The organism is Streptomyces broussonetiae (assembly GCF_009796285.1).
Classification (GTDB): Bacteria; Actinomycetota; Actinomycetes; order Streptomycetales; family Streptomycetaceae; genus Streptomyces; species Streptomyces broussonetiae.
Map to the genome: position 1 here is coordinate 3,625,241 of NZ_CP047020.1, position 19,433 is coordinate 3,644,673.

15 protein-coding genes and 1 pseudogene are annotated in these 19,433 nt (G+C 72.1%); 9 read left to right on the forward strand and 7 right to left on the reverse strand.

Translation table 11 applies throughout. The annotated features are described in order from the left end of the window. Positions 1–104: 104 nt before the first annotated feature. The 3 genes from GQF42_RS16850 to GQF42_RS16860 are packed head-to-tail and all read left to right on the forward strand — an operon-like array spanning position 105 to position 4,095. Positions 105–2,291, forward strand: a complete 2,187-nt coding sequence (locus tag GQF42_RS16850; RefSeq protein ID WP_158920749.1) for an MMPL family transporter — start codon at positions 105–107, stop codon at positions 2,289–2,291. A 5-nt stretch (positions 2,292–2,296) separates the two neighbouring features. Next, positions 2,297–3,454 carry a sensor histidine kinase gene (locus GQF42_RS16855; RefSeq protein WP_158920751.1) on the forward strand — a complete coding sequence of 386 codons (1,158 nt, stop codon included), beginning with the start codon at positions 2,297–2,299 and terminating at the stop codon, positions 3,452–3,454. Then, positions 3,451–4,095: a response regulator gene (locus tag GQF42_RS16860; protein WP_158920753.1), complete on the forward strand. Its 645-nt coding sequence runs from the start codon at positions 3,451–3,453 to the stop codon at positions 4,093–4,095. Before GQF42_RS16855 ends, GQF42_RS16860 begins: the two co-directional genes overlap by 4 nt. Before the next feature lie 305 nt (positions 4,096–4,400). On the opposite strand, the gene GQF42_RS16865 is transcribed toward GQF42_RS16860, so the two are convergent. Further along, positions 4,401–5,045, reverse strand: coding sequence for a DsbA family protein (locus GQF42_RS16865; RefSeq protein WP_158920756.1), 645 nt, complete (start codon positions 5,043–5,045; stop codon positions 4,401–4,403). A 152-nt stretch (positions 5,046–5,197) separates the two neighbouring features. Between GQF42_RS16865 and pepN the strand changes: the two genes are divergently transcribed. The 3 genes from pepN to GQF42_RS16880 all read left to right on the forward strand — a co-directional run bounded on the left by pepN (position 5,198) and on the right by GQF42_RS16880 (position 10,068). Next, positions 5,198–7,798, forward strand: coding sequence for an aminopeptidase N (gene pepN / locus GQF42_RS16870; RefSeq protein WP_158920759.1), 2,601 nt, complete (start codon positions 5,198–5,200; stop codon positions 7,796–7,798). Between the two features lie 207 nt (positions 7,799–8,005). Further along, complete coding sequence (locus GQF42_RS16875; protein ID WP_158920764.1) at positions 8,006–9,055, forward strand: hypothetical protein; 1,050 nt, start codon at positions 8,006–8,008, stop codon at positions 9,053–9,055. Positions 9,056–9,252: 197 nt separating this feature from the next. Continuing rightward, positions 9,253–10,068, forward strand: a complete 816-nt coding sequence (locus GQF42_RS16880; RefSeq protein WP_158920767.1) for an SGNH/GDSL hydrolase family protein — start codon at positions 9,253–9,255, stop codon at positions 10,066–10,068. A 13-nt stretch (positions 10,069–10,081) separates the two neighbouring features. On the opposite strand, the gene GQF42_RS16885 is transcribed toward GQF42_RS16880, so the two are convergent. The 6 genes from GQF42_RS16885 to GQF42_RS16910 form a co-directional block, all read right to left on the reverse strand. Beyond that, positions 10,082–11,413: a glycosyltransferase gene (locus tag GQF42_RS16885; protein WP_158930236.1), complete on the reverse strand. Its 1,332-nt coding sequence runs from the start codon at positions 11,411–11,413 to the stop codon at positions 10,082–10,084. Between the two features lie 151 nt (positions 11,414–11,564). Continuing rightward, positions 11,565–12,692 carry a serine hydrolase domain-containing protein gene (locus GQF42_RS16890; protein ID WP_199272705.1) on the reverse strand — a complete coding sequence of 376 codons (1,128 nt, stop codon included), beginning with the start codon at positions 12,690–12,692 and terminating at the stop codon, positions 11,565–11,567. A gap of 95 nt (positions 12,693–12,787) precedes the next feature. Next, on the reverse strand, positions 12,788–14,539 hold the full coding sequence (locus tag GQF42_RS16895; protein WP_158920770.1) for a TIGR03767 family metallophosphoesterase: 1,752 nt from the start codon (positions 14,537–14,539) through the stop codon (positions 12,788–12,790). 225 nt (positions 14,540–14,764) lie between these two features. Then, a complete protein-coding gene (locus GQF42_RS16900) occupies positions 14,765–15,217 on the reverse strand; it encodes an NUDIX hydrolase (protein ID WP_158920773.1) in 453 nt (150 codons plus the stop codon). Positions 15,218–15,226: 9 nt separating this feature from the next. Next, positions 15,227–16,108: a pyridoxamine 5'-phosphate oxidase family protein gene (locus tag GQF42_RS16905; RefSeq protein ID WP_158920776.1), complete on the reverse strand. Its 882-nt coding sequence runs from the start codon at positions 16,106–16,108 to the stop codon at positions 15,227–15,229. A gap of 2 nt (positions 16,109–16,110) precedes the next feature. After that, the gene (locus GQF42_RS16910; protein WP_158920779.1) at positions 16,111–16,557 is read right to left on the reverse strand and encodes a VOC family protein; all 447 of its coding nucleotides are present in this window, start codon (positions 16,555–16,557) and stop codon (positions 16,111–16,113) included. A gap of 107 nt (positions 16,558–16,664) precedes the next feature. Between GQF42_RS16910 and GQF42_RS16915 the strand changes: the two genes are divergently transcribed. From GQF42_RS16915 to GQF42_RS47700, 3 genes and pseudogenes are all read left to right on the forward strand, one after another. Then, a complete protein-coding gene (locus GQF42_RS16915; protein ID WP_158920782.1) occupies positions 16,665–17,207 on the forward strand; it encodes a CGNR zinc finger domain-containing protein in 543 nt (180 codons plus the stop codon). A gap of 153 nt (positions 17,208–17,360) precedes the next feature. Beyond that, complete coding sequence (locus tag GQF42_RS47695) at positions 17,361–18,260, forward strand: S8 family peptidase (protein WP_407699494.1); 900 nt, start codon at positions 17,361–17,363, stop codon at positions 18,258–18,260. After that, positions 18,179–19,360 (forward strand): annotated as a pseudogene (locus GQF42_RS47700) (PPC domain-containing protein); the annotation flags it as partial. The gene GQF42_RS47695 and the pseudogene GQF42_RS47700, both read left to right, overlap by 82 nt. Between the last annotated feature and the right edge of the window lie 73 nt (positions 19,361–19,433).

Consider the following 19,433-nt stretch of genomic DNA (forward strand, 5'->3'; position numbering starts at 1 on the left):
ACTTGCGGGGGTCTTCCCCACCCCGGGGTCCACCGAACGGCCGACCCCGAGTTCCACCGGGCACCCGTGTCCGGCAGACGCCCTGCCCAGCAAGGCTTTTGGGCATGAACTCCCTGACTGTGCGTATGGCACGCCTGAGCGCCAGGCATCCCTGGCGGGCGCTCGCCGGCTGGCTGCTCTTCGTGGCGCTGTGCCTGGGCGTCGGCAGTGCCGTCGGCACCAACAGCGCGAAGACGGCCGACTACCGGGTGGGCGAGGCGGGCCGGGCCGAGGCCATGGCCGCCGAAGGGCACCTGGAACGCCTCTCCACCGAACAGATCCTGATCTCCGCCCACCCCAACGGCGCCCTGGACGAGGCGCTCGCCGCCTCGGCGGCGCACGAGCTGACCGCACGCATGCGCCACCTGCCCGAGGTCGCGCAGGTGGCCGACCCGGTACGGTCCTCCGACGGACGCGTCCTCATGGTCGAGGTCTCCCTCAAGGGCGAGGAACTGGACGCCGTGGACCACGTCGGCGCGCTCCTCGCGCAGACCCGGGCGGTGCAGCGGGCGCACCCCGACCTGCTCGTGCAGGAGACCGGATCCCCCTCCGTCAGCAAGGGAGTCGACCAGCAGCGCGACGACGACCTCGCCCTGTCCGAGAAGATCAGCCTGCCCGTCACCCTCGTCACCCTGCTGATCGTGTTCGGCTCGCTCACCATGGCCGCCGTGCCGCTGCTGCTCGCGCTGTCCTCCATAGCGGCGGCCGTGGGACTGGCGATGGTCGCCTCGCACCTCAGTCCCGACGCCGGGGTCGGCACGAACATCATCCTCATGATCGGCCTCGCCGTCGGCGTCGACTACACGCTCTTCCACCTCAAACGGGAGCGGGAGGAGCGGGCCCGCTCCGGTGGCCGGCTCGGCACGGAGGCGCTGGTGGAGCTGGCGGCGGCCACGTCCGGGCGGGCCGTCGTCGTCTCCGGGCTCGCGGTCGTCGCCTCCACCGCCACGCTGTACCTGGCCTCGGACGTGATCTTCTCCTCGCTCGCCACCGGCACGGTCGTGGTCGTCCTGGTGGCGGTGGCCAGCTCCCTGACCGCGCTGCCCGCGCTGCTGACCGTACTCGGCAGGCGGGCCGAGCACCGGGCGCGGCGGCAGGCGGAGCGCGGCAGGCCCTCCCGGCGCCCGCGCGGCGGGAACGACGGCCGGCTCTGGGCCGCGCTGCTGCGCCCCGCCGCCCGGCACCCGCTCGCCACCCTGTGCTGCTCGCTGCTCGCCCTGCTCGCCCTCGCCCTCCCGCTGACCGGCCTGAAGATCACCGAGATGGGCCGGGACACCCACTCCCGCGCGATCCCCGCGATGCGGGTGTACGACCGGCTCAACGCGGAGTTCCCCGGGCAGCGGGTCGCCCACCAGGTCGTCGTACAGGCCCCTGCCGCACGCTCGGCCCAGGTCACCGGGGAACTGCGCGAACTGGCCCACCGGGCCGCCGCCGACCCGCTGTTCACCGGCTACGCCCGCATCCGCACCTCCGCCGACCACCGGACCAGCACCCTGGAACTGCGGGTGCCGTACCTGGGCAACTCCCCGCAGGCCGGGGCCTCCCTCGAGCATCTGCGCCACGACTACCTGCCCGGCACGGTCGGCAGGATCAGCGGCGCGCGGTACGCGGTGAGCGGCGACGTGGCCCGCTACGCCGACTATCCGGCCCATCAGGACGGCAAACTGCCCCTGGTTCTGGGCGCATTGCTGCTGGTGACGTTCCTGATGACGCTGTACGCCTTCCGCTCGGTCGTGCTCGGCGTGCTCGGTGTCGTACTGAACCTGCTGTCGGCGGCGGCCGCGCTCGGTCTGCTCGTGCTGGTCTTCCAGCACGGCTGGGCCGAGGGGCTGCTGGACTTCCGCTCCACCGGGTCGATCGGCTCGCGCGTCCCGCTGTTCCTCTTCGTGATCCTCTTCGGCCTGTCGATGGACTACCAGGTGTTCGTGGTCAGCCGGATCCGGGAGGCGGTACTCGCCGGCGTACCCACCCGGCGGGCCGTCGTCGAGGGCATCCGCCGGTCGGCGAGCGTGGTGACCAGCGCGGCCGTGATCATGACGACCGTCTTCGTGAGCTTTGTCTTCCTGCACCTCATCGAGATGAAGCAGATCGGATTCGTGCTCGCCGCGGCCGTCCTGCTGGACGCCTTCGTGGTGCGCGTTCTGCTCCTGCCCGCGGCCCTGTTGCTGCTCGGCGAGCGCACCTGGTGGCCCGTGCGGCCGTCGAAGAACGCCGCTCCCGGCCGCAACCCCGCGCTGGTGGACGTAGGTTGACAGGCATGACCACGACCGCCGACGCCCTGTGGGCGACCTCCCTGCGCCGCTGGAACGCGGTGTGCTGGGTCCTGTTCGCCGCGATGGCGGTCGGGATCACCGCACTGAGCCACGGCGTCGACCGGTACGCGGCCCTCGCCCTGCTGGGCAGCGTGGCCCTGTGCTTCGCCGTGCTGGACCGCCGCCCCGCCCATCGCGTCGTACGGCCGCACGGGTACCTCGTGGTGCTGGTGATCGCCCTGTGCGGTCTCGCCTACCTGCGGACCAGTTACGCGGCCCTGTTCATGGTCACGCTGCCGCACTACTGGATGTTCGGCCGCACCCCGAGGATCTCCCTCGCGTTCCTGGGGCTGGCCACCGTCGGCACGCTGCTGGGGAGCTGGGTGCGGCAGGGCTGGTCCGGCGAGTTCTTCGGCGAGTCGGTCGTGGGCACGCTGATCGTGGTCGCGGTGGGCGTCCTGATCGGACTGTGGGCCCGTGCGGTGGTCGAGCAGAGCAGCGAACGCGCCCGGCTGATCGAGGAGTTGGAGCGCACCCAGGCGGAGCTGACCGAGGCGCATCTGCGACAGGGCGCGGCAGAGGAGCGGGAGCGGATGGCCCGGGAGATCCACGACACGCTCGCGCAGGGCTTCGCCTCGATCGTCGTCCTGGCGGAGGCGGCCCGGGCCGGGCTCGCCATCGACCCCGGTCGCAGCGCCCGGCAGCTGGTGTCGATCGAGTCGACCGCCCGGGAGAACCTGGCGGAGGCCAGGGAGCTGGTCGGCTCGGCCCGGGCGGGCGGGGCGCACCCCGGCTCGGTGGCGCAGACCCTGCAGCGGATCGTGGAGCGGTTCGCCGAGGACACCGGGCTGAGCGTGGCCGTCGAGCTGGCCGACCTGGACTTCGACCAGCAGACCCGGATCGCGCTGCTGCGCTGCACCCAGGAGTCCCTGGCCAACGTGCGCAAGCACGCCCGTGCCTCGACGGTCGGGGTGGTGCTGGCCCGGCGTCCCCACGGCGTGGAGCTGGAGGTGACGGACGACGGCACCGGATTCGTGGTCGAGGCCTCCACGGGCTTCGGCCTCGACGGGATGCGCAAACGGCTCGCCGAGCTGGGCGGGCGGCTCACGGTGACCAGTTCGGTCGGGGACGGGACGAGGATCCTGGCGGTGATCCCGGCATGAGCGCACAGGTGCAGGTGCTGCGGGTCGTCGTGGTGGACGACCACACCGTGATGCGGGCCGGGGTGATCGCCCTGCTGGACGGGGAGGCGGACATCGAGGTGGTCGGCGAGGCGAGCGACGGCCGCGCCGCCCTCGGCCTGATCGCCCGCCACGATCCGGACGTGGCCCTGGTCGACCTGCGTATGCCGGTGCTGGACGGGGTCGCGACGACCACCGAGATCGCCGCCCGGCACCCGCGCACCCGGGTGTTGATCCTCACCACCTACGACACCGACACCGACATCGAGCGTGGGGTCGAGGCCGGCGCCATCGGCTACCTGCTCAAGGACACCACCCGGGAGCAGCTGCTCGACGCGATCCGCTCGGCCGCCCGCGGCGAGACCGTGCTCGCGCCCCGGGTGGCGGAGAAGCTGGTCGCCCGGCTGCGGCGCCCCGTCCACGATCCGCTCACCGCCCGCGAGACCGATGTGCTGGGCGCGGTGGCCGACGGGCTCACCAACGCCGAGATCGGCCGCCGTCTCGTCATCTCCGAGGCCACCGTCAAGACACATCTGCTGCGCCTGTTCGCCAAACTGGACGTCAACGACCGGACGCGGGCGGTGGTCGTCGCGATGGAGCGGGGGCTGCTGCCCCGCCCGTGACGATCCCGGGGGGGGCAGCAGCCCCCACAGCCTCGGGGCCGTCCCCGAACCCGGCGGGCGTACGGCCCGTCCGCCACCCCGAAGCCGCATGCGCACAGGCGGGCTTCGCGGTACGGGACCAGGCCGCGGGGCACGGCAGGCGGGCTCGACGGCGACGGCGGCGGCAACAGGGTCGTGGAACTGCTCGGGCCGGCCGGGCTGTCGACGGGAGCTGCTCCTCCGTGCGCCCGGCGCGGCCGGCCACGGCACCACCGCGCGGGAACGGGGCCCGGTGCCGAGCGGCGCCGGGCCCCGTTCGCCGGGGGCTACAGGTTGCTGAAGTCAGGGCCCTTGGTACGGGTCCGCTTGATCTCGTAGAAGCCCGGCACCGACGCGACGGCGAGCGCGCCGTCCCACAGGCGGGCCGCCTCCTCGCCCTTGGGCGCGGGGGTGACGACCGGGCCGAAGAAGGCGATCTGCTCGCCGTCGGAGCCCGGGACCGCGATGACCGGGGTGCCGACGTCCTGGCCGACCTTGTCGATGCCCTCCTTGTGGGAGGCGCGCAGCTGGGCGTCGTAGGTGTCCTTGTCGGCGAACTCGATCAGCTCGGCCGGCAGGTCCGCGTCGGCGAGGGCGGCGGCGATGCTGTCGCGGTTCACCCCGAGGCCCTCGTTGTGGAAGCGGGTGCCGAGCGCGGTGTACAGCCGACCGACCACCTCGTCGCCGTGCAGCTGCTGGGCCGCGATCACCACCCGGACCGGCCACCAGGTCGTGCCGCCGGGCCGCATGTTCTCGGCGTAGTCCGCGGGCAGCTCCTCCAGCCTGTTCTCGTTGAGCACCGACAGGCTCATCACGTGCCAGCGGACCTCGATGTCGCGGACCTTCTCCACTTCCAGTACCCACCGGGAGGTCATCCAGGCCCACGGGCACACGGGGTCGAACCAGAAGTCGACGGGGGTCTTCTCCGACATGTCTCTCCTCAAGGGGAACTCTTTCCCGCAAGAACGCCCGTGCCGGCCCGGCCATTCCCCGGTGTCACCCGTCAGGGGCACATGGCAGGATCGGTCCTGTTCAGCCGTCATCCGCAAGCCGTCATCCATGCGATCACGAGGGAGTGCCGCACGTGCCCGGTGAGAATCTGTCCCGCGACGAGGCCCGGGAGCGGGCCGCCCTGCTGTCCGTCGACGGATACGACGTGTCCCTGGACCTGAGGTCCGCCGTCGGCGGCGACGAGGGACCACAGGGCCGGGCAGGGGCGCCGCGCACCTTCCGCTCGGTGACCACGATCCGCTTCCGCTGCAACGAGCCGGGCGCGGCGAGCTTCGCCGATCTGATCGCCCCGAGCGTGACCTCGGTGTCGCTGAACGGCCGGGACCTGGACCCGGGCGAGGTCTTCGACGGCGCGCGGATCGCGCTGGAGGACCTGGCCGCGGAGAACGAGCTGGTGGTCGACGCCCAGTGCGCCTATTCCCGCACGGGTGAGGGCATGCACCGCTTCGTGGACCCCGAGGACGGCGAGGTCTACCTCTACACGCAGTACGAGCCGGCCGACGCCCGCCGCGTCTTCGCGAACTTCGAGCAGCCGGACCTCAAGGCCCCCTACCGCTTCGAGGTCCAGGCCCCCGAGGGCTGGACGGTGTGGAGCAACGGCGCGGGTGAACGGGTGGACGGCGTCTGGCGGTTCGCCGAGACGAAGCCGATCTCGACGTACATCACGTGTGTGGTGGCGGGGCCGTACCACTACGTCACCGACTCCTACACGCGCACGTTCGAGGACGGCTCCAAGCTGGAGATCCCGCTCGGCGCGATGTGCCGCAAGGGGCTCGCCCCGCACTTCGACGCCGACGACGTCTTCCTGATCACCAGGCAGGGCCTGGACTTCTTCCACGACCACTTCGACTACCCGTACCCGTTCGGGAAGTACGACCAGGCGTTCGTGCCCGAGTACAACCTGGGCGCGATGGAGAACCCGGGTCTGGTGACCTTCCGCGAGGAGTACATCTTCCGCGGGAAGGTGACGCAGGCGTCGTACGAGGCGCGGGCCAACGTCATCCTGCACGAGATGGCGCACATGTGGTTCGGCGACCTGGTCACCATGGAGTGGTGGGACGACCTGTGGCTGAAGGAGTCCTTCGCCGACTTCATGGGCTCGTTCGCGAGTGTGGGCGCGACGCGCTTCACCGACGCCTGGATCACCTTCGCCAACCGCCGCAAGGCCTGGGCGTACCGCGCGGACCAGTTGCCCTCCACGCACCCGATCACGGCGGACATCCGTGACCTCGAGGACGCGAAGCTGAACTTCGACGGCATCACGTACGCCAAGGGCGCCTCGGTGCTCAAGCAGCTGGGCGCGTACGTCGGCCAGGAGGCGTTCCTGGAGGGCGCCCGTCGCTACTTCAAGCGGCACGCGTACGGCAACACGCGCCTCGGTGACCTGCTGTCGGTGCTGGGCGAGACCAGTGGCCGGGACATGTCCGCGTGGACGCGCGCCTGGCTGCAGACGGCCGGGGTGAACTCGCTGACCCCGCAGGTGCTACTGGATCCCGCGAGCGGCCGGATCACCGAGCTGGCGGTCGTCCAGGAGGCCCCCGAGTCGCACCCCGAGGAGCGCCCGCACCGGGTCGCGGTGGGCCTGTACCGCCGTACTCCCGAGGGCCTGCTCGAGCGGTACGCGCGCGTGGAGACGGACGTGGAGGGTCCGCGTACGGTCGTGGCCGAGGTGGCGGGCGCCGAGGCGCCGGAGCTGGTGCTGGTCAACGACGACGACCTGACGTACTGCAAGATCCGCTTCGACGAGACCTCACTGGCCACGCTCCGGGAGCACCTGGGCGCGCTGACGGATCCGCTGGCGCGTGCCCTGTGCTGGTCGGCGCTGTGGAACATGACCCGCGACGCGCTGCTGCCGACGCGGGACTTCATCGCTCTCGTGCTGCGGTTCGCGGGCCGCGAGTCCGACATCGGTGTGCTCCAGATGCTGCATGCGTGGGCGGAGTCGGCGCTGGTGCACTACGCGGCGCCGGAGTGGCGGGAGCGGGGCGGCGCGCTGCTCGCGCAGGGCGCGGAGCGCGAGCTGTACGACGCCGAGCCGGGCAGCGAGCACCAGCTGGCGTGGGCCCGCTTCTACGCGCGCGTGGCGGACGGCCCGGACGGCCTCGCGCTGCTGCGGGGACTGCTGGACGGCACCTCGGGCATCGACGGGCTGGAGGTCGACCAGGAGCTGCGCTGGGCGTTCCTGGAGCCGCTGACCGCGCACGGGGCGGCGGACGAGTCGGTGCTGGCCGCCGAACTGGCCCGCGACGACACGGCGTCCGGCAAGCGGCACCACGTGCGGTGCCTGGCCGCGCGGCCGTCGGCGGCGGTCAAGGCGCAGGCGTGGGCGCAGGTCGTGGAGTCCGACGCCTTGTCGAACGCCCTCGTGGAGGCGACGATCGCGGGCTTCGACCAGGCCTCGCAGCGCGAGCTGACCGCGCCGTACGCCGAGAAGTACTTCGCGGTGATCGAGCGGGTGTGGCGGGAGCGGTCGATCCAGATCGGCATGGATGTCGTACGGGGGCTGTACCCCGCTCACCAGGACCGGCCGGAGACCGTCGAGGCGACGGACGAGTGGCTGGCGGCGCACCAGGACGCGGCGCCGGCGCTGCGCCGGCTGGTGCTGGAGGCACGGGACGACCTGGCGCGGGCGCTGCGCGCACAGGCGTGCGACGCGTCGGCCGGCACCCGCTGAGTCCTGGCCTGAGCCTGGCCGGCCGGTGACCGTTACGAGATTCGGGCAGGAGGAGCCGTAACCCCTGGTCCGCACCCGATCGGACCAGGGGTTTTCCCTCCCTCCTCGGCACCCGAACACCTGACCTTTAGTACCACCTTGTCCGCATTTCTCGACGGCCGTGTAACAGCGGTTAGGGGCGGGGCGGGGCCGGGGAATCCCGACGCCATGACGCACAACACCCCGCTCTCCCCCCGCCCCCTCCGCCACCTCTCCGAGGTGCACCGCCGCGTCCTGACGACGGCTCAGCTGCGCGCCCACGGCGTGACGACGGCCGAGGTGTCCGAGCAGTGCCGCCCCGGCGGCCCCTGGCAGACGCTGCTGCCGAACGTGGTCCTGCTGCACCCCGGGCCGCCGACGAGCGAGGAGCGTCTGCGCGGGGCCCTGCTGTACGCGGCCCGCGACGACGCGCCGGGCGTCCCGACCCAGCCGACGGCCGGGGAACCGCACGGCCCCGACTTCCCGGAGGCCGTGATCACCGGCCTGGCCGCGCTGACCCTGTACGGCTTCTCGGCCACTCCGCCGCTGCTCTCCCTGGACCACGTCGACGTCCTGGTCCCGCGCTCGCGCCGACTGCGTTCGGCCGGCTACGTCCGCGTCCTGCGCACCCCCGCGCTGCCCACGCCCCGCACGGTGACCGGACTGCCCGTGGCCCCCGTGCCCCGGGCACTGGCGGACGCGGTGACGGAGCTGACCGACCCGGAGGCGGTACGCCGGCTGCTGAGCGAGGCCGTACGCGCCGGGCACTGCGAACCGGCCGCCGTGGTCAAGGAGTTGACCCGGGCCAAGCTGCTGCACCAGCCGCACGTGGTCGACGCCGTGGACGCGCTGCTGGCGGAGGGCCGCTCGCGCGCCGAGGACGGCCTCTACCGCATGGTCCGCGAGTACGGGCTGCCCGACCCGGTCTGGAACGTCGACCTGCGGCTGCCCGGCGGCCCGCACCTCGGCGGCCTGGACGCGTACTGGCCCGACCAGGCCGTGGCGCTGGAGCTGGACACCCGGGCACCCCGCCCGGACCACCGGCAGGACGACGACGACCTGTGGTCCGAGTACGCCCGCAAGCGCGAGCACCTGGAACGCCTCGGGATCACCGTCGTCCACATCACGCCGAGGAAGCTCAGGGAGTCGCTCGAGCAGCAGGCCACGGTGGTCCGCACGGCCCTGATGGCGTCCGCCGACCGCGACCCGGCCGCGTATGTCGTGGTGCTTCCCCGGTAGTGACGGACCGGGAGGCATCAGGAGGGCGGCCGAGCGCCCTCAGGAGGGGAGAGGAGGGGCCACCGGGCCGATTCCGGTGGCCCCTCCTCGTGTCCTCGTACGTGACCGGGGCCCGCCCCCGGCCGTGACGCCGCGTACTCACCCGAGCGGCCGAGTCCAGCGGGTGGTGCCCGTCGGGGCGCGCTACACCGAGACGTATGCGACAGTCCCGGACAGCGGCGGGTGCGTCCTGCCTCGTGCTCGCAACAGCCCTTCTCACCGGGCTCACCGGGCCGGCGACGGCACAGGGGACACCCCGGACGGCGACCGTGGGCTATGTGGCCCTCGGCGACTCCTACTCCTCCGGTGTCGGCGCCGGCGACTACCTCCCCGGCCGCACGGAGTGCAAGCGCAGCAGCCGGGCCTACCCCGTGCTGTGGGCGGCGGCCCACCACGTGGAGTCCTTCGCCTTCCCCGCGTGCAACGGCGCCCGGACGAAGGATGTCCTCAGCGGCCAGCTCGACCCGCTCGGCCCGCCCACCAGGCTGGTCAGCCTGACCGTCGGCGGCAGCGACGCGGGCTTCAGCAGCGTCATGACGATCTGCGCGCTGGGCGGCACCTCCCGCTGTCTCGCGGCCGTCGACCGGGCGCGCGCCATCATGGACGACTCCCTCCCGCGCGACCTGGACCGGCTGTACTCGGCCATCAGGGACCGGGCTCCGGGCGCGCACGTCGTGGTGCTCGGCTATCCGCACCTGTACCACCTCAGGGGCACCTGCCGGACCGGCCTCGAGGACACCGCGCGCGCCGCCGTCGACAGCGCGGTGGACCACCTCGACACCGTGATCGCCAAGCGCTCGGCCGACCACGGGTTCACTTTCGCCGACGTCAGGTCCGCCTTCACCGGCCACGAGATCTGCTCCCCGAGCCCCTGGCTGCACAGCGTCGAACTGCTCAGGATCACCGAGTCGTACCACCCCACGGCACCGGGACAGTCCCGCGGCTACCTGCCGGCCCTCGACCGGGTCTCCTGACCGCCAGAGGCGGCTACAGCTCGTCCGCCGCCTCTTCGAGGCCGTGAACGTCGCCGAGCAGCGGGCTCTGGAGAAGGCCGGGTTCGCCCGCGAGTGCGTACCGTGCGCCGTCGTCCTCCGGGACGGCCGATGGCGCCACGGCGTCGCCCGCAGCGTGCTGCGCCACGATCCGCCGCCCGCCCACGTGTGCGGCGTACACCTCGTCGAGCAGGGTCGCGTACGCCGCGATCATCCTCGTCCGGCTGAAGCGCTCGCGGCTCAGCTCCAGCGCGGGCTGGAGGTCCGTGCGGGAGGCGAGGGCGGCGGTCCAGGCCAGGGCGATCGCGGCCGGGTCCGGCGGGGTGACGAAGCCGAGGCCCTCGACGATCGACGCGCTGTCGCCGACGTCGGTCGTCACCGGGACCGCGCCGCACATCATGCCCTCGATCAGGCACAGCGGCGCGGCCTCCCCCGAGACGGAGGTCAGGGCGACGACGTCGGCACCGGCGTACACGGCCGGCATGTCCTGTCGTACGCCGAGCAGGTGCACCCGGTCGGTGAGGGACGGCGCGTCCGCGAAGGCGTCGGCGAGGTCCGCGCGCAGCTCGGAGTTGCCCGGGGTCATCCCGGCGCCGCACAGCACCACGTGCCCGCCGCCCTCGCGGGCCAGCCAGGCGCGGGCGGCGGCGAGGAGGAGGGAGACGTTCTTCATCGCGGCGTACCGGGCCGCGAAGACGACCACCGGCGCGGCGGCCGGGATCCCGAGCGAGGCGCGGAAGGCCAGGCGCGCGGCCGGGTCCGGGCAGAAGCGCAGCAGGTCGACGCCGTTGGGAATGACGTGCAGCAGGTGGGCCGGGATGCCGGCGGCCTCGTAGGCGGCGCGGGTGGACTCGGCGCAGCACACGCACGCCACCACCGTGCCGTCGGCGATGGCGGCCTTCAGCTCCTCCAGCGCGGGACCCTGGTTCTCCGGGTCGGAGCGGTGCAGGCAGACCACGACCGGGCGGCGCGGCAGCCCGCCCTGGTTGAGCAGGGCCAGCGGCTGCTCCTTCAGGGAGAGGATCACCTCGGCCCCGGCCATGGCCCGCGCCGTTTCGGCCAGCTCGGGCCCGCTGAAAACGTTCGCCGCCAGGGAGCCGTCGACCAGCCCGGCGCTGCGCCCGAGCGAGGTGACGCCGACCCCGGACGCCGTCAGCGCCCGGTAGCAGGCGTCGTCCTCCATGCGCTGCCGGGTGGCCTCGCGCCGGACCTCGCCATGGATGCTGAGCACCTGGTGGGACTGGCCGCCCTCGGCCAGCCCCAGTACGACGTCGCTGTGCACGATCCGGGCCCCTCCGGAGAAGAAACCCTCGTAGACCGACAGCACACGCAGTCCGTGCGAAGCGCGCACACGACCACCCGCCTTGCATAAATGATCGAGAAGATCGAGCCATCCCCGTGAAGAGCGGGTTAGCCGATATGAGGCGGTACGAACATTGCATCCGCGTTAACACGGAACGACGTGAATGAAACGTTGGCTAACAGAATTCCCCTTCGAGGACCGGCGCCGTCTCCCCGCTCCAGTCACCGTTGAAATTGACGGCCACGGAGTGCCGGCCGTCCTGCGTCGTCGCCGCCTCGGACGCCGAGCCGTGAATGCCACCGGTGTGACCCCAGACGTGAACGCCGCAGGTCAGCCTGGTGTCCATCAGGCCGAGGCCGTAGCGGACGTTGGGTGCGATCCGGGTGTCGACCGTGGTCTTCATTTCCTTCAGCTGCCTCGGCGGAAGGAGCTTTCCGCCGAGCAGGGCGCTGTAGAAACGGTCCAGGTCGGCGGAGTCCGAGATCATCTCGCCCGCCGAGGAGGCGAAGGACGGGTTGAGCGTCGTCACGTCGTACGTGGGACCGTCCGGATCCGTGAATTTCGAGTACGCCCGGCTGCTCGGCCACGGGAGAGCGACCTTCGTGCCCGGCACCGAGGTCGCCGTCAGACGCAGCCGTCCGATGATGCGGCGCTCGATCTCGGCGGCATAGGGCCGGCCGGTCACCTTCTCGATCACCATTCCGGCGAGTACGTAATTGGTGTTGGAGTAGTTCCAGGAGGTGCCCGGCGCGAAGTCGGGCTTGTGCCGCATCGCGATCGCCACCAGGTCGCGCGCGCCGACGGTGTCGTAGCGGTGCTCGAGGAATCCGGCCTCGGTGAAGTACGTGCGCTGGAAGTCGGCGTCGGCGAGGTAGTCGTGGATGCCGCTGGTGTGGTTCAGCAGCCGGCGGACGGTGATGCGCCGGCCGTCGTTGCCGTTTCCGTGGACGACGCCCGGCAGCCACCGCTCCACCGTGTCGTCCAGGGAGATCCGGTGCTCCGCCTCCAGCTGGAGCAGGACGGTGGCGACGAAGGTCTTGGTGATGCTGGCGATGCGGTAGCGGTCGGCCGTCGAACGCGGCCTGCCCGTGCGCAGGTCGCCCACGCCCGCCGTGGTGGACCAGGCGCCGTGGGTGTCCTCGGCGGTGGCGGTGACGCCCGGCACGCCGGCCGCGACCGCCGCCTCGACGGCCCTGCGGGTCGCAAGGTGCCCGCCACCCTGCGCAGCCGATGCGGCCGGTGCCGCGAGGGCCGCCGAGACGAGCAGGGCGGTGGCGCCCACCAGAGTCGTACGTACACGCATGTCTTCCCCCAACCTGTGGTCAATGGTGCGGTCGGGGGAAGAAACCGATGCCGGATACGCGAAGGTTGCCTATCGATACGCCGGTTGGGTGACTCTCAGCCCTTCTTCAGTACCAGCTCCGTGTTCCGGTCCCCCGCGCCGCCCTGCAGGGTCTTGCTGGCGCCGGGCGCGTTGTAGGCCAGCTCGCGGTACAGAGCGGCGAGGCCGGTCTGGGAGAGGTCGGCGAAGTCGGTGCGGTGCGGTGCGGCGGACTCGATCAGCGTGGTGAACAGGGAGAGCGTGCCGTCCTTGTTGTCGACCAGCTCGATGATCCGGGCGAGGTGGGGGTAGTCGATGTGCGAGGCCGTGGAGATCTCCCAGAAGGAGCGGCCGGCGGGGCCCTGGTGCGGGGTGACGACGTTCTCGTGGATGTGGCCGTTCACCCAGGCCAGCACGTTGGCGTGGGCGGACAGGACCGAGAGCACCTCGGCGCCGTTGTGCCGCTTCTCGCCGGGGCGGGCCGGGTCGGGGCGGGTGTTGCCCATCGTGGTGCTGGTGTGGTGGCTGAAGACGACCGCGTAGGAGCCCTTGTTGTCCTTGAGTGTCTTGTCCAGCCAGTTCAGCTGAGCGGTGCCGACGGAGCCCACGGAGTCGCCGCCGGGGTCGGTGGTGTCGAGGCTGATGCCGATGACGTCGTCGGAGATGCGGAAGGTGTAGTACTGGGTGCCCGCGTCCAGGTTCGCCGAGGAGTAGCCGTGCCCGACCGGGCCGAGGCCCTGGTGGGCGGGGTCGAGGTGGGCCTTGAGGTAGTCCGCGGGCGTGTACGGGGCCCGCTTCTCGTCCGGGGTGACCGAGTGCATCGAACGGGCGTGGGCCTTGAGGAAGTCCCGGTAGCCGGCGCCCCTCGGGTCCTTGGCCGAGCTGATGGCCTCCTGGAGCTTCCTGGCGTCGGCGGCGGAGACGCTGATCAGCTTCTTGCCGCTGACGGCGGCCTCGGCGAGGTAGGGGTCGCCGTGGGAGCCGAAGCAGCCCATCGGGAGGGCGTCGTGGTTGCCGACGGTGGAGTACCAGGGCACGTTGAGGCCCGGGCTGCGCACCTCGCGGATCGCGGCGGCCAGGAAGCCCTTGAGGTGCGGGAAGCCGAGCGCCTTGTCGTTGTCCCGGGTGGTGGAGTCGGGCTGCCAGTACAGCTTCAGGCCGCTGTTCTGCACGCCCTCGTAGTGCCCGGGGTCACCGGTGTTGGGAGTGATGCGGCCACCGCTCATCACCTTCATGAACCAATCCAGTTCGGAGTGGGCGTTGTTGTCGGTGTTGTCGCCGGTGGTCATGACGAAGTGCAGCGGGGCGCCGGTGACGGGAGCGCCCTTGAGCGCGTTGACCCGCTCGACGAGGGAGATGGCGCCGGGCACGGTGAGCGCCTCGTGCGGACGCCAGGCGTGCGGGGCGTTGGAGCGCAGGTACTCCAGCCGCAGCGGGTGCTGGACGTCCTGCAGGTGCAGGTCGGTGAACTGCACGAACGCGGCGAGTGTCGTACGGCGGCTCGCGCGGCCGGACTTGGGCGCGGCCAGCTCGCTGCGCACCACGCGCTTCCAGCCCGGGCCGTCGCCGAGGCGGCAGTAGCCGGAGCTGTTCTGCGGGGCGGCGACGGAGGCGAGGGTGGTGCCCTTGGTGTACGGGGCGAGCGGGCCGGCAGCGGAGGCCTGCCCGGAATCGGCGACGGGCGCCTGGGCGTCGGTGGCGGCCTCGCTGTCGGTGGGACGCAGGGCGTAGCCGATGCCCGCGGAGAGCGAGACCGCTCCGGCGGCGGCGAGGACGGTACGGCGGTTGACCCCCAGAGCGGAGGTGGCGACAGAGCGTATGCGCGACATGGCGCGATCTCCCCGGGTGCGAACGCGTCGGCAGTGGTCGCGGGTCGTCGCCGTGGCGAACGGCCCGCTCGCTCTGGATGCTTGGCACCGGGAATGACCTGCGCGTGAACGCGGCAGCAACGCGCAGCGCCGATCACCGTACGTGGATCACGGGGCGGGAGCGCCGCCATGAAGTGGATCGCGGGCGGACGGGACCCGGTCACTCCTCGTTCATCTGCCGGGGTATCAGGCGGGTGTCGGACGGCCGTCCACGGGCCGCTCGCGCCACAGCCGCAGCGCCGTGTCGACGAGCGGCACCCGGACCAGGGCGGGCACCACGTCCAGCGGCTGCCAGGCGGCGAAGTCGGTGGATCCGCCGACCTCGTAGCGCAGTTCGCCGTCGACGACCTCCCCCTCGTAGACGATCCGCAGCGCCTGCAGGTCCGTGTGCCGGCCGACGCGCGGGTGGTTGACCAGCCGGAGGGAGTCGACGCCGAGGAGACCGGTCACCCGGATCCGGTAGCCGGTCTCCTCGGTGACCTCGCGGCGGACGGTGTCGTAGGGATCCTCGCCGTGCTCCATGCCGCCGCCCGGCAGCACCCACTCGGGAACGCCGCCGGGGCCCGGGGAGCGGGCCAGCAGGATCTGTTCCTCGCGGACGCAGACGGCGTAGGCCGCTACCCTCAAGTGCTCTCGCATGCCCCGAAGTTAGCTGCCGGGATTGGCCGGTGAGTACTCCGGAGCGGACCAGCGCAGGGGCACTGCAGCCGGGGTCGAGCGGGCCTCGAGGAGGGTGAAGCGGACGCTGCGGACGCCGTCGGCGGCGAACTCGGTGTGCGCCTCGCCGGTGAGCTGAAGGGTGTCGCCGCTCTCCCAGTCGAGCAGGAGCAGCCCGGCGCGCGGGTCGGTGCGCAGGTTGCCGAGCGTGCGGAACATGGCGTTGCCGGGGTAGTCGGGCCAGGTCAGCTCGCGCGGTGACGTGACCTTCACAAAACCGGGGTTGCCGCCGCGGTGGCTCGCGTCGGCGCCCGCGCCGTGCACGGTGGCGAGGAAGAAGGTGTCGGCGGACCGGATGAACTCCTGTTCCACCGGGCCGAGTCCGGTGAGCCGACGGGGGCTGCCGGGCGTCCGGTCGGCGGACGTCGCGTACGACTGCCTGCGCTGGATGTACCTGGGGCAGTTGGAGAACACCTGGTCCGCCTGTACGGCGAAGCCTCGTGCCGTGGGCCGCAGCCGGCCGTTGAGGCGCATACGACGGCGGGTGCGGGGGTCCAGGGCGATGGTGCCCAGGTGGGTGCCGGGGGTTTTCAGGGCCGCGGTGAGCGGATCGGCCGGCCCGGCGTCCGTGGTGACCGACATCTGCCGGGGGCCCGTGGCCCGGACGAAGCCGGGCGTGCCCGTGAGGGCCGAAGCCCACACCCTCCTCGTCCCCGGGTCCGCCGCGCCCACGACCAGCAGGGGCTGCAGCTCGAGGAAGGCCGCCGCGACCGGCTTGATGTCCTGGCCCAGGGAGCGGCCCACGTGCTCGGCGCGCTCGCGTACGCCCACCAGCTCCTGCACGGCGAGCGAGCCCGCGTGATAGCTACCCATGGCTAGAAGAAGCCGCAGGTCGGGGCGGAGTCGTGCGGGGCGGGGGCGCCGTCGGGGCCGAGCGGGGCCGAGATCTCCAGGCGGATGCCGTCCGGGTCGTGGAAGAAGATCCCGCCCGAGGTGCCGCCCTCCCGGTGTGCCACCACGCCCTCGTGGGCGAACTGCGCGCCGTGGTCGCGCAGCACGGCCTCGTACTCCCGGACCCGTTCGACCGAGTCCACGGCGAAGGCGAGGTGGTGCAGTCCGGGCCTGCCGCTGTCGTACGCCCCCTCGGCCTGCTGCCAGAGGGTGACGAGCGGGGCGCCGTCGCTCTCGCCCAGCATGGCCCAGCGCTGGTCGCCCTCCTTGCCCTCGACGAGCACGGCGAAGCCGAGGACGTCCCGGTAGAAGGCGAGTGAGCGGTCGAGGTCGGTGACGTTCAGGCCGGTGTGCGCGATACGTGGGGGCATGGCACTTCCCTTCGAGCTGCTTAACCGTTGTCTTCAAAGTAGACGGTTAGTTCCGCGAGGTCAACCGGTCACGTACCCTTGAGGGGTTAGACGACAAGGAGAACCGGATGTCCGCCGCCCGCGATCCCCGCCCGCTCACCGGCGAGCCCCTCGCCCTCGACCTGCTGAACACCCGCTGGAACCAGGAGGGCGTGACGCGGGACCTGCTCGACGACACCGAGGGGCTGGCGGTGTGGCTGGAGAGCAACGGGCTCACCGGACGGCACCGGGCCGACGAGGCCGCACTGCGCCATCTGCGCGAGGCCCGGGAGGCGCTCGCCGCCGCCGTGCACGGGTCACCGCGGCAGGCGGCGCCCCTCGTGGACGCCGTGCTCGCCCACGGCCGCATCCGGGCCCGGCTGACCGCGGACGGACCCGCCGAGGAGCCCGAGTTCGCCGACCCGGACCGGGGTCCGGCCTGGCTCGCCGCCCGGAGCTACCTTCAGCTGCTGGAGCGCGCGCCGGAGCGGATCCGCAGCTGCGCCGGCGGCGGCTGCATCCTGCACTTCTTCGACACGTCCCGCAACGGCACCCGCCGCTGGTGCTCGATGGCCTCGTGCGGCAACCGGGCGAAGGCGTCCCGGCATTACGCACGCTCGAAGAAGAGCTGACCGAATTCCCCACGTCTGGGCCGGTTCTCCGTCAAGCCCATAGCGGATTTTCCCCATACCTCCATTGCGATTCGGTCAACAGTACCCAAAATTCGACCCCTTGGGTAAAGCTGAGCGCTCTCATTCGCTCGTTCCTTGACCCGAGGGATGCCGATGACCCATATATCCGAGCGCACTTCTCTGCCCGACCCCAGACCCGGTCCCAGACGTCCGGCCCGTGTGGCCGTGGCCGCCGGTGTGGTGGCCGCCCTCTGCGTGGCCGGGCCGGTACCCCTGGCCCTCGCCGCGGACAACACGCCCGCTCCGGCCACCCACCCCGCCGTCAAGTCCGCCCAGGACGAGCTCGGTTCGGACGACGCCCGCCTGCTCGCCGAGGCCGAGGCCGACGGCGCCAAGAACGTCACGATGATGATCGCGACGGCTCCGGGACAGACCGAGCAGGTCACCGAGGAGCTGGACGCGGTCAAGGGCGGCTCGGTGGGCCGCACCTACGACAGGCTCGGTTACGTTCGCACCACCGTGCCGACGGCGCGGGCGCAGTCGGCCATCGCCGCCGCGGCCAGGCTCTCCTCGGTGCACGCCATCGACCTCAGGCGGGAGATCCCGCTGGACGACCCGATGCCGGGCGCCGCCAAGTCCCCTGCGGACAAGGCGACGTACCCCGCTCCGGGCAGGAACACCCCGGCCGAGAACCCGTACAACCCGTCCTTCGAGACGGGTGCCGTCGACTTCGTCAAGGACCACCCGAAGGCGGACGACCGCGGCATCACCATCGGCATCCTCGACTCCGGCGTCGACCTCGGCCACCCGGCGCTGCAGAGGACCACCACCGGCGAGCGGAAGATCGTCGACTGGGTGACCTCGACCGACCCCGTCGTGGACGGCGACGCGACCTGGCGTCCGATGGTCACCGCCGTCTCCGGGCCGGGCTTCTCCTACGGCGGCGCGACCTGGACGGCGCCTTCCGGCTCGTACGAGATCAGCACCACTTCGAGAACAACGCCGGCGGCACCTTCCGCGTCCTCGGCGACGACGTCGTGCGGCTCCCGCTGAACCGGCCGGTGACGGTAAAGGTCCAGGCGGCCCCGAGGTCGGCGGGCGTCAAGAGCGCGATCCTCGAGGTCGACGACCCGAGGACGGTGGGGATCGACCGCCAGATCCTGACGACGGTCGTGGTCTCGACCCCCGTCGGCCACACCTACTCGGTGACGGGTTAGGTGCAGCGCAACAGCACGCAGTCGTACTTCGTGACCGTGCCCGAGGGCGCGAAGTCGCTCCAGGTCGCGATCGGCGGGCTGAAGGACAACAGCCAGACCCGGTTCATCGCCATCCACCCCTACGGCGTCCCGGTCGACAACACCGGTACCCCGTACTGCTACCCCAACTACCTGGACGGCAACGGCTGCAGGCCCGACGTGCGGGCGTACGCCGACCCGCAGCCGGGCGTCTGGGAGGTGGAGGTGGAGTCCCGCCGTACGTCCCCGCTGCTGGACAACCCCTACACCCTGGACGTCTCCGTCCTCGGCGTGGCCTTCGACCCGCAGACCGTGACCGTGCCCGAGGCCAGGGCGGGCACCGCGACCCCCGTCTCCTGGAAGGTCACCAACAACTACGCGGCCCTGGACGGCAGGCTGACCGGCGGCCCGCTCGGCTCCGCCAGGACGGCCCGCCCGTCCGTCAAGGTGGGCGAGAGGCAGACCAGCACGGTGACGGTCCCGGCCGGCGCCACCTCGCTCGACGTCGCCATCGGGGGCGTCTCGGACACGGCCGCCGACCTCGACCTGACGGTGTACGACGCGAGCGGCAAGCAGGTCGCCCAGTCCGCGGACGGCGACTCGGAGGAGGCGGTCTCCATCCCGTCCCCGGCCGCCGGCACCTACACCATCGAGGTCGTGGGCTACTCGGTGCCGTCCGGCACCACCGCCTACGACTACCGGGACGTGTTCTTCTCCCCGTCCCTCGGCACGGTCTCGGTGGACGGCTCGGCCCCGGTCGCGCTCGGCACCGGCGACTCGGACACGGTCACCGGCCAGGTCACGGCCGCCGCCCAGGCACCGGCGGGCCGTGAGTTCTTCGGCCGGGTCCAGCTGGTGAACGCGCGCGGCACGGTCGCGGGCACCGGCAGCGTGAGGATCGGCACGGTCACGCCGTAACGGGCGCCGAGCGGCCGGCAGTACAGGAGAGGGTGGGCGTCGCCCGGGCATCCGGGGGGCGCCCACCCTCGGC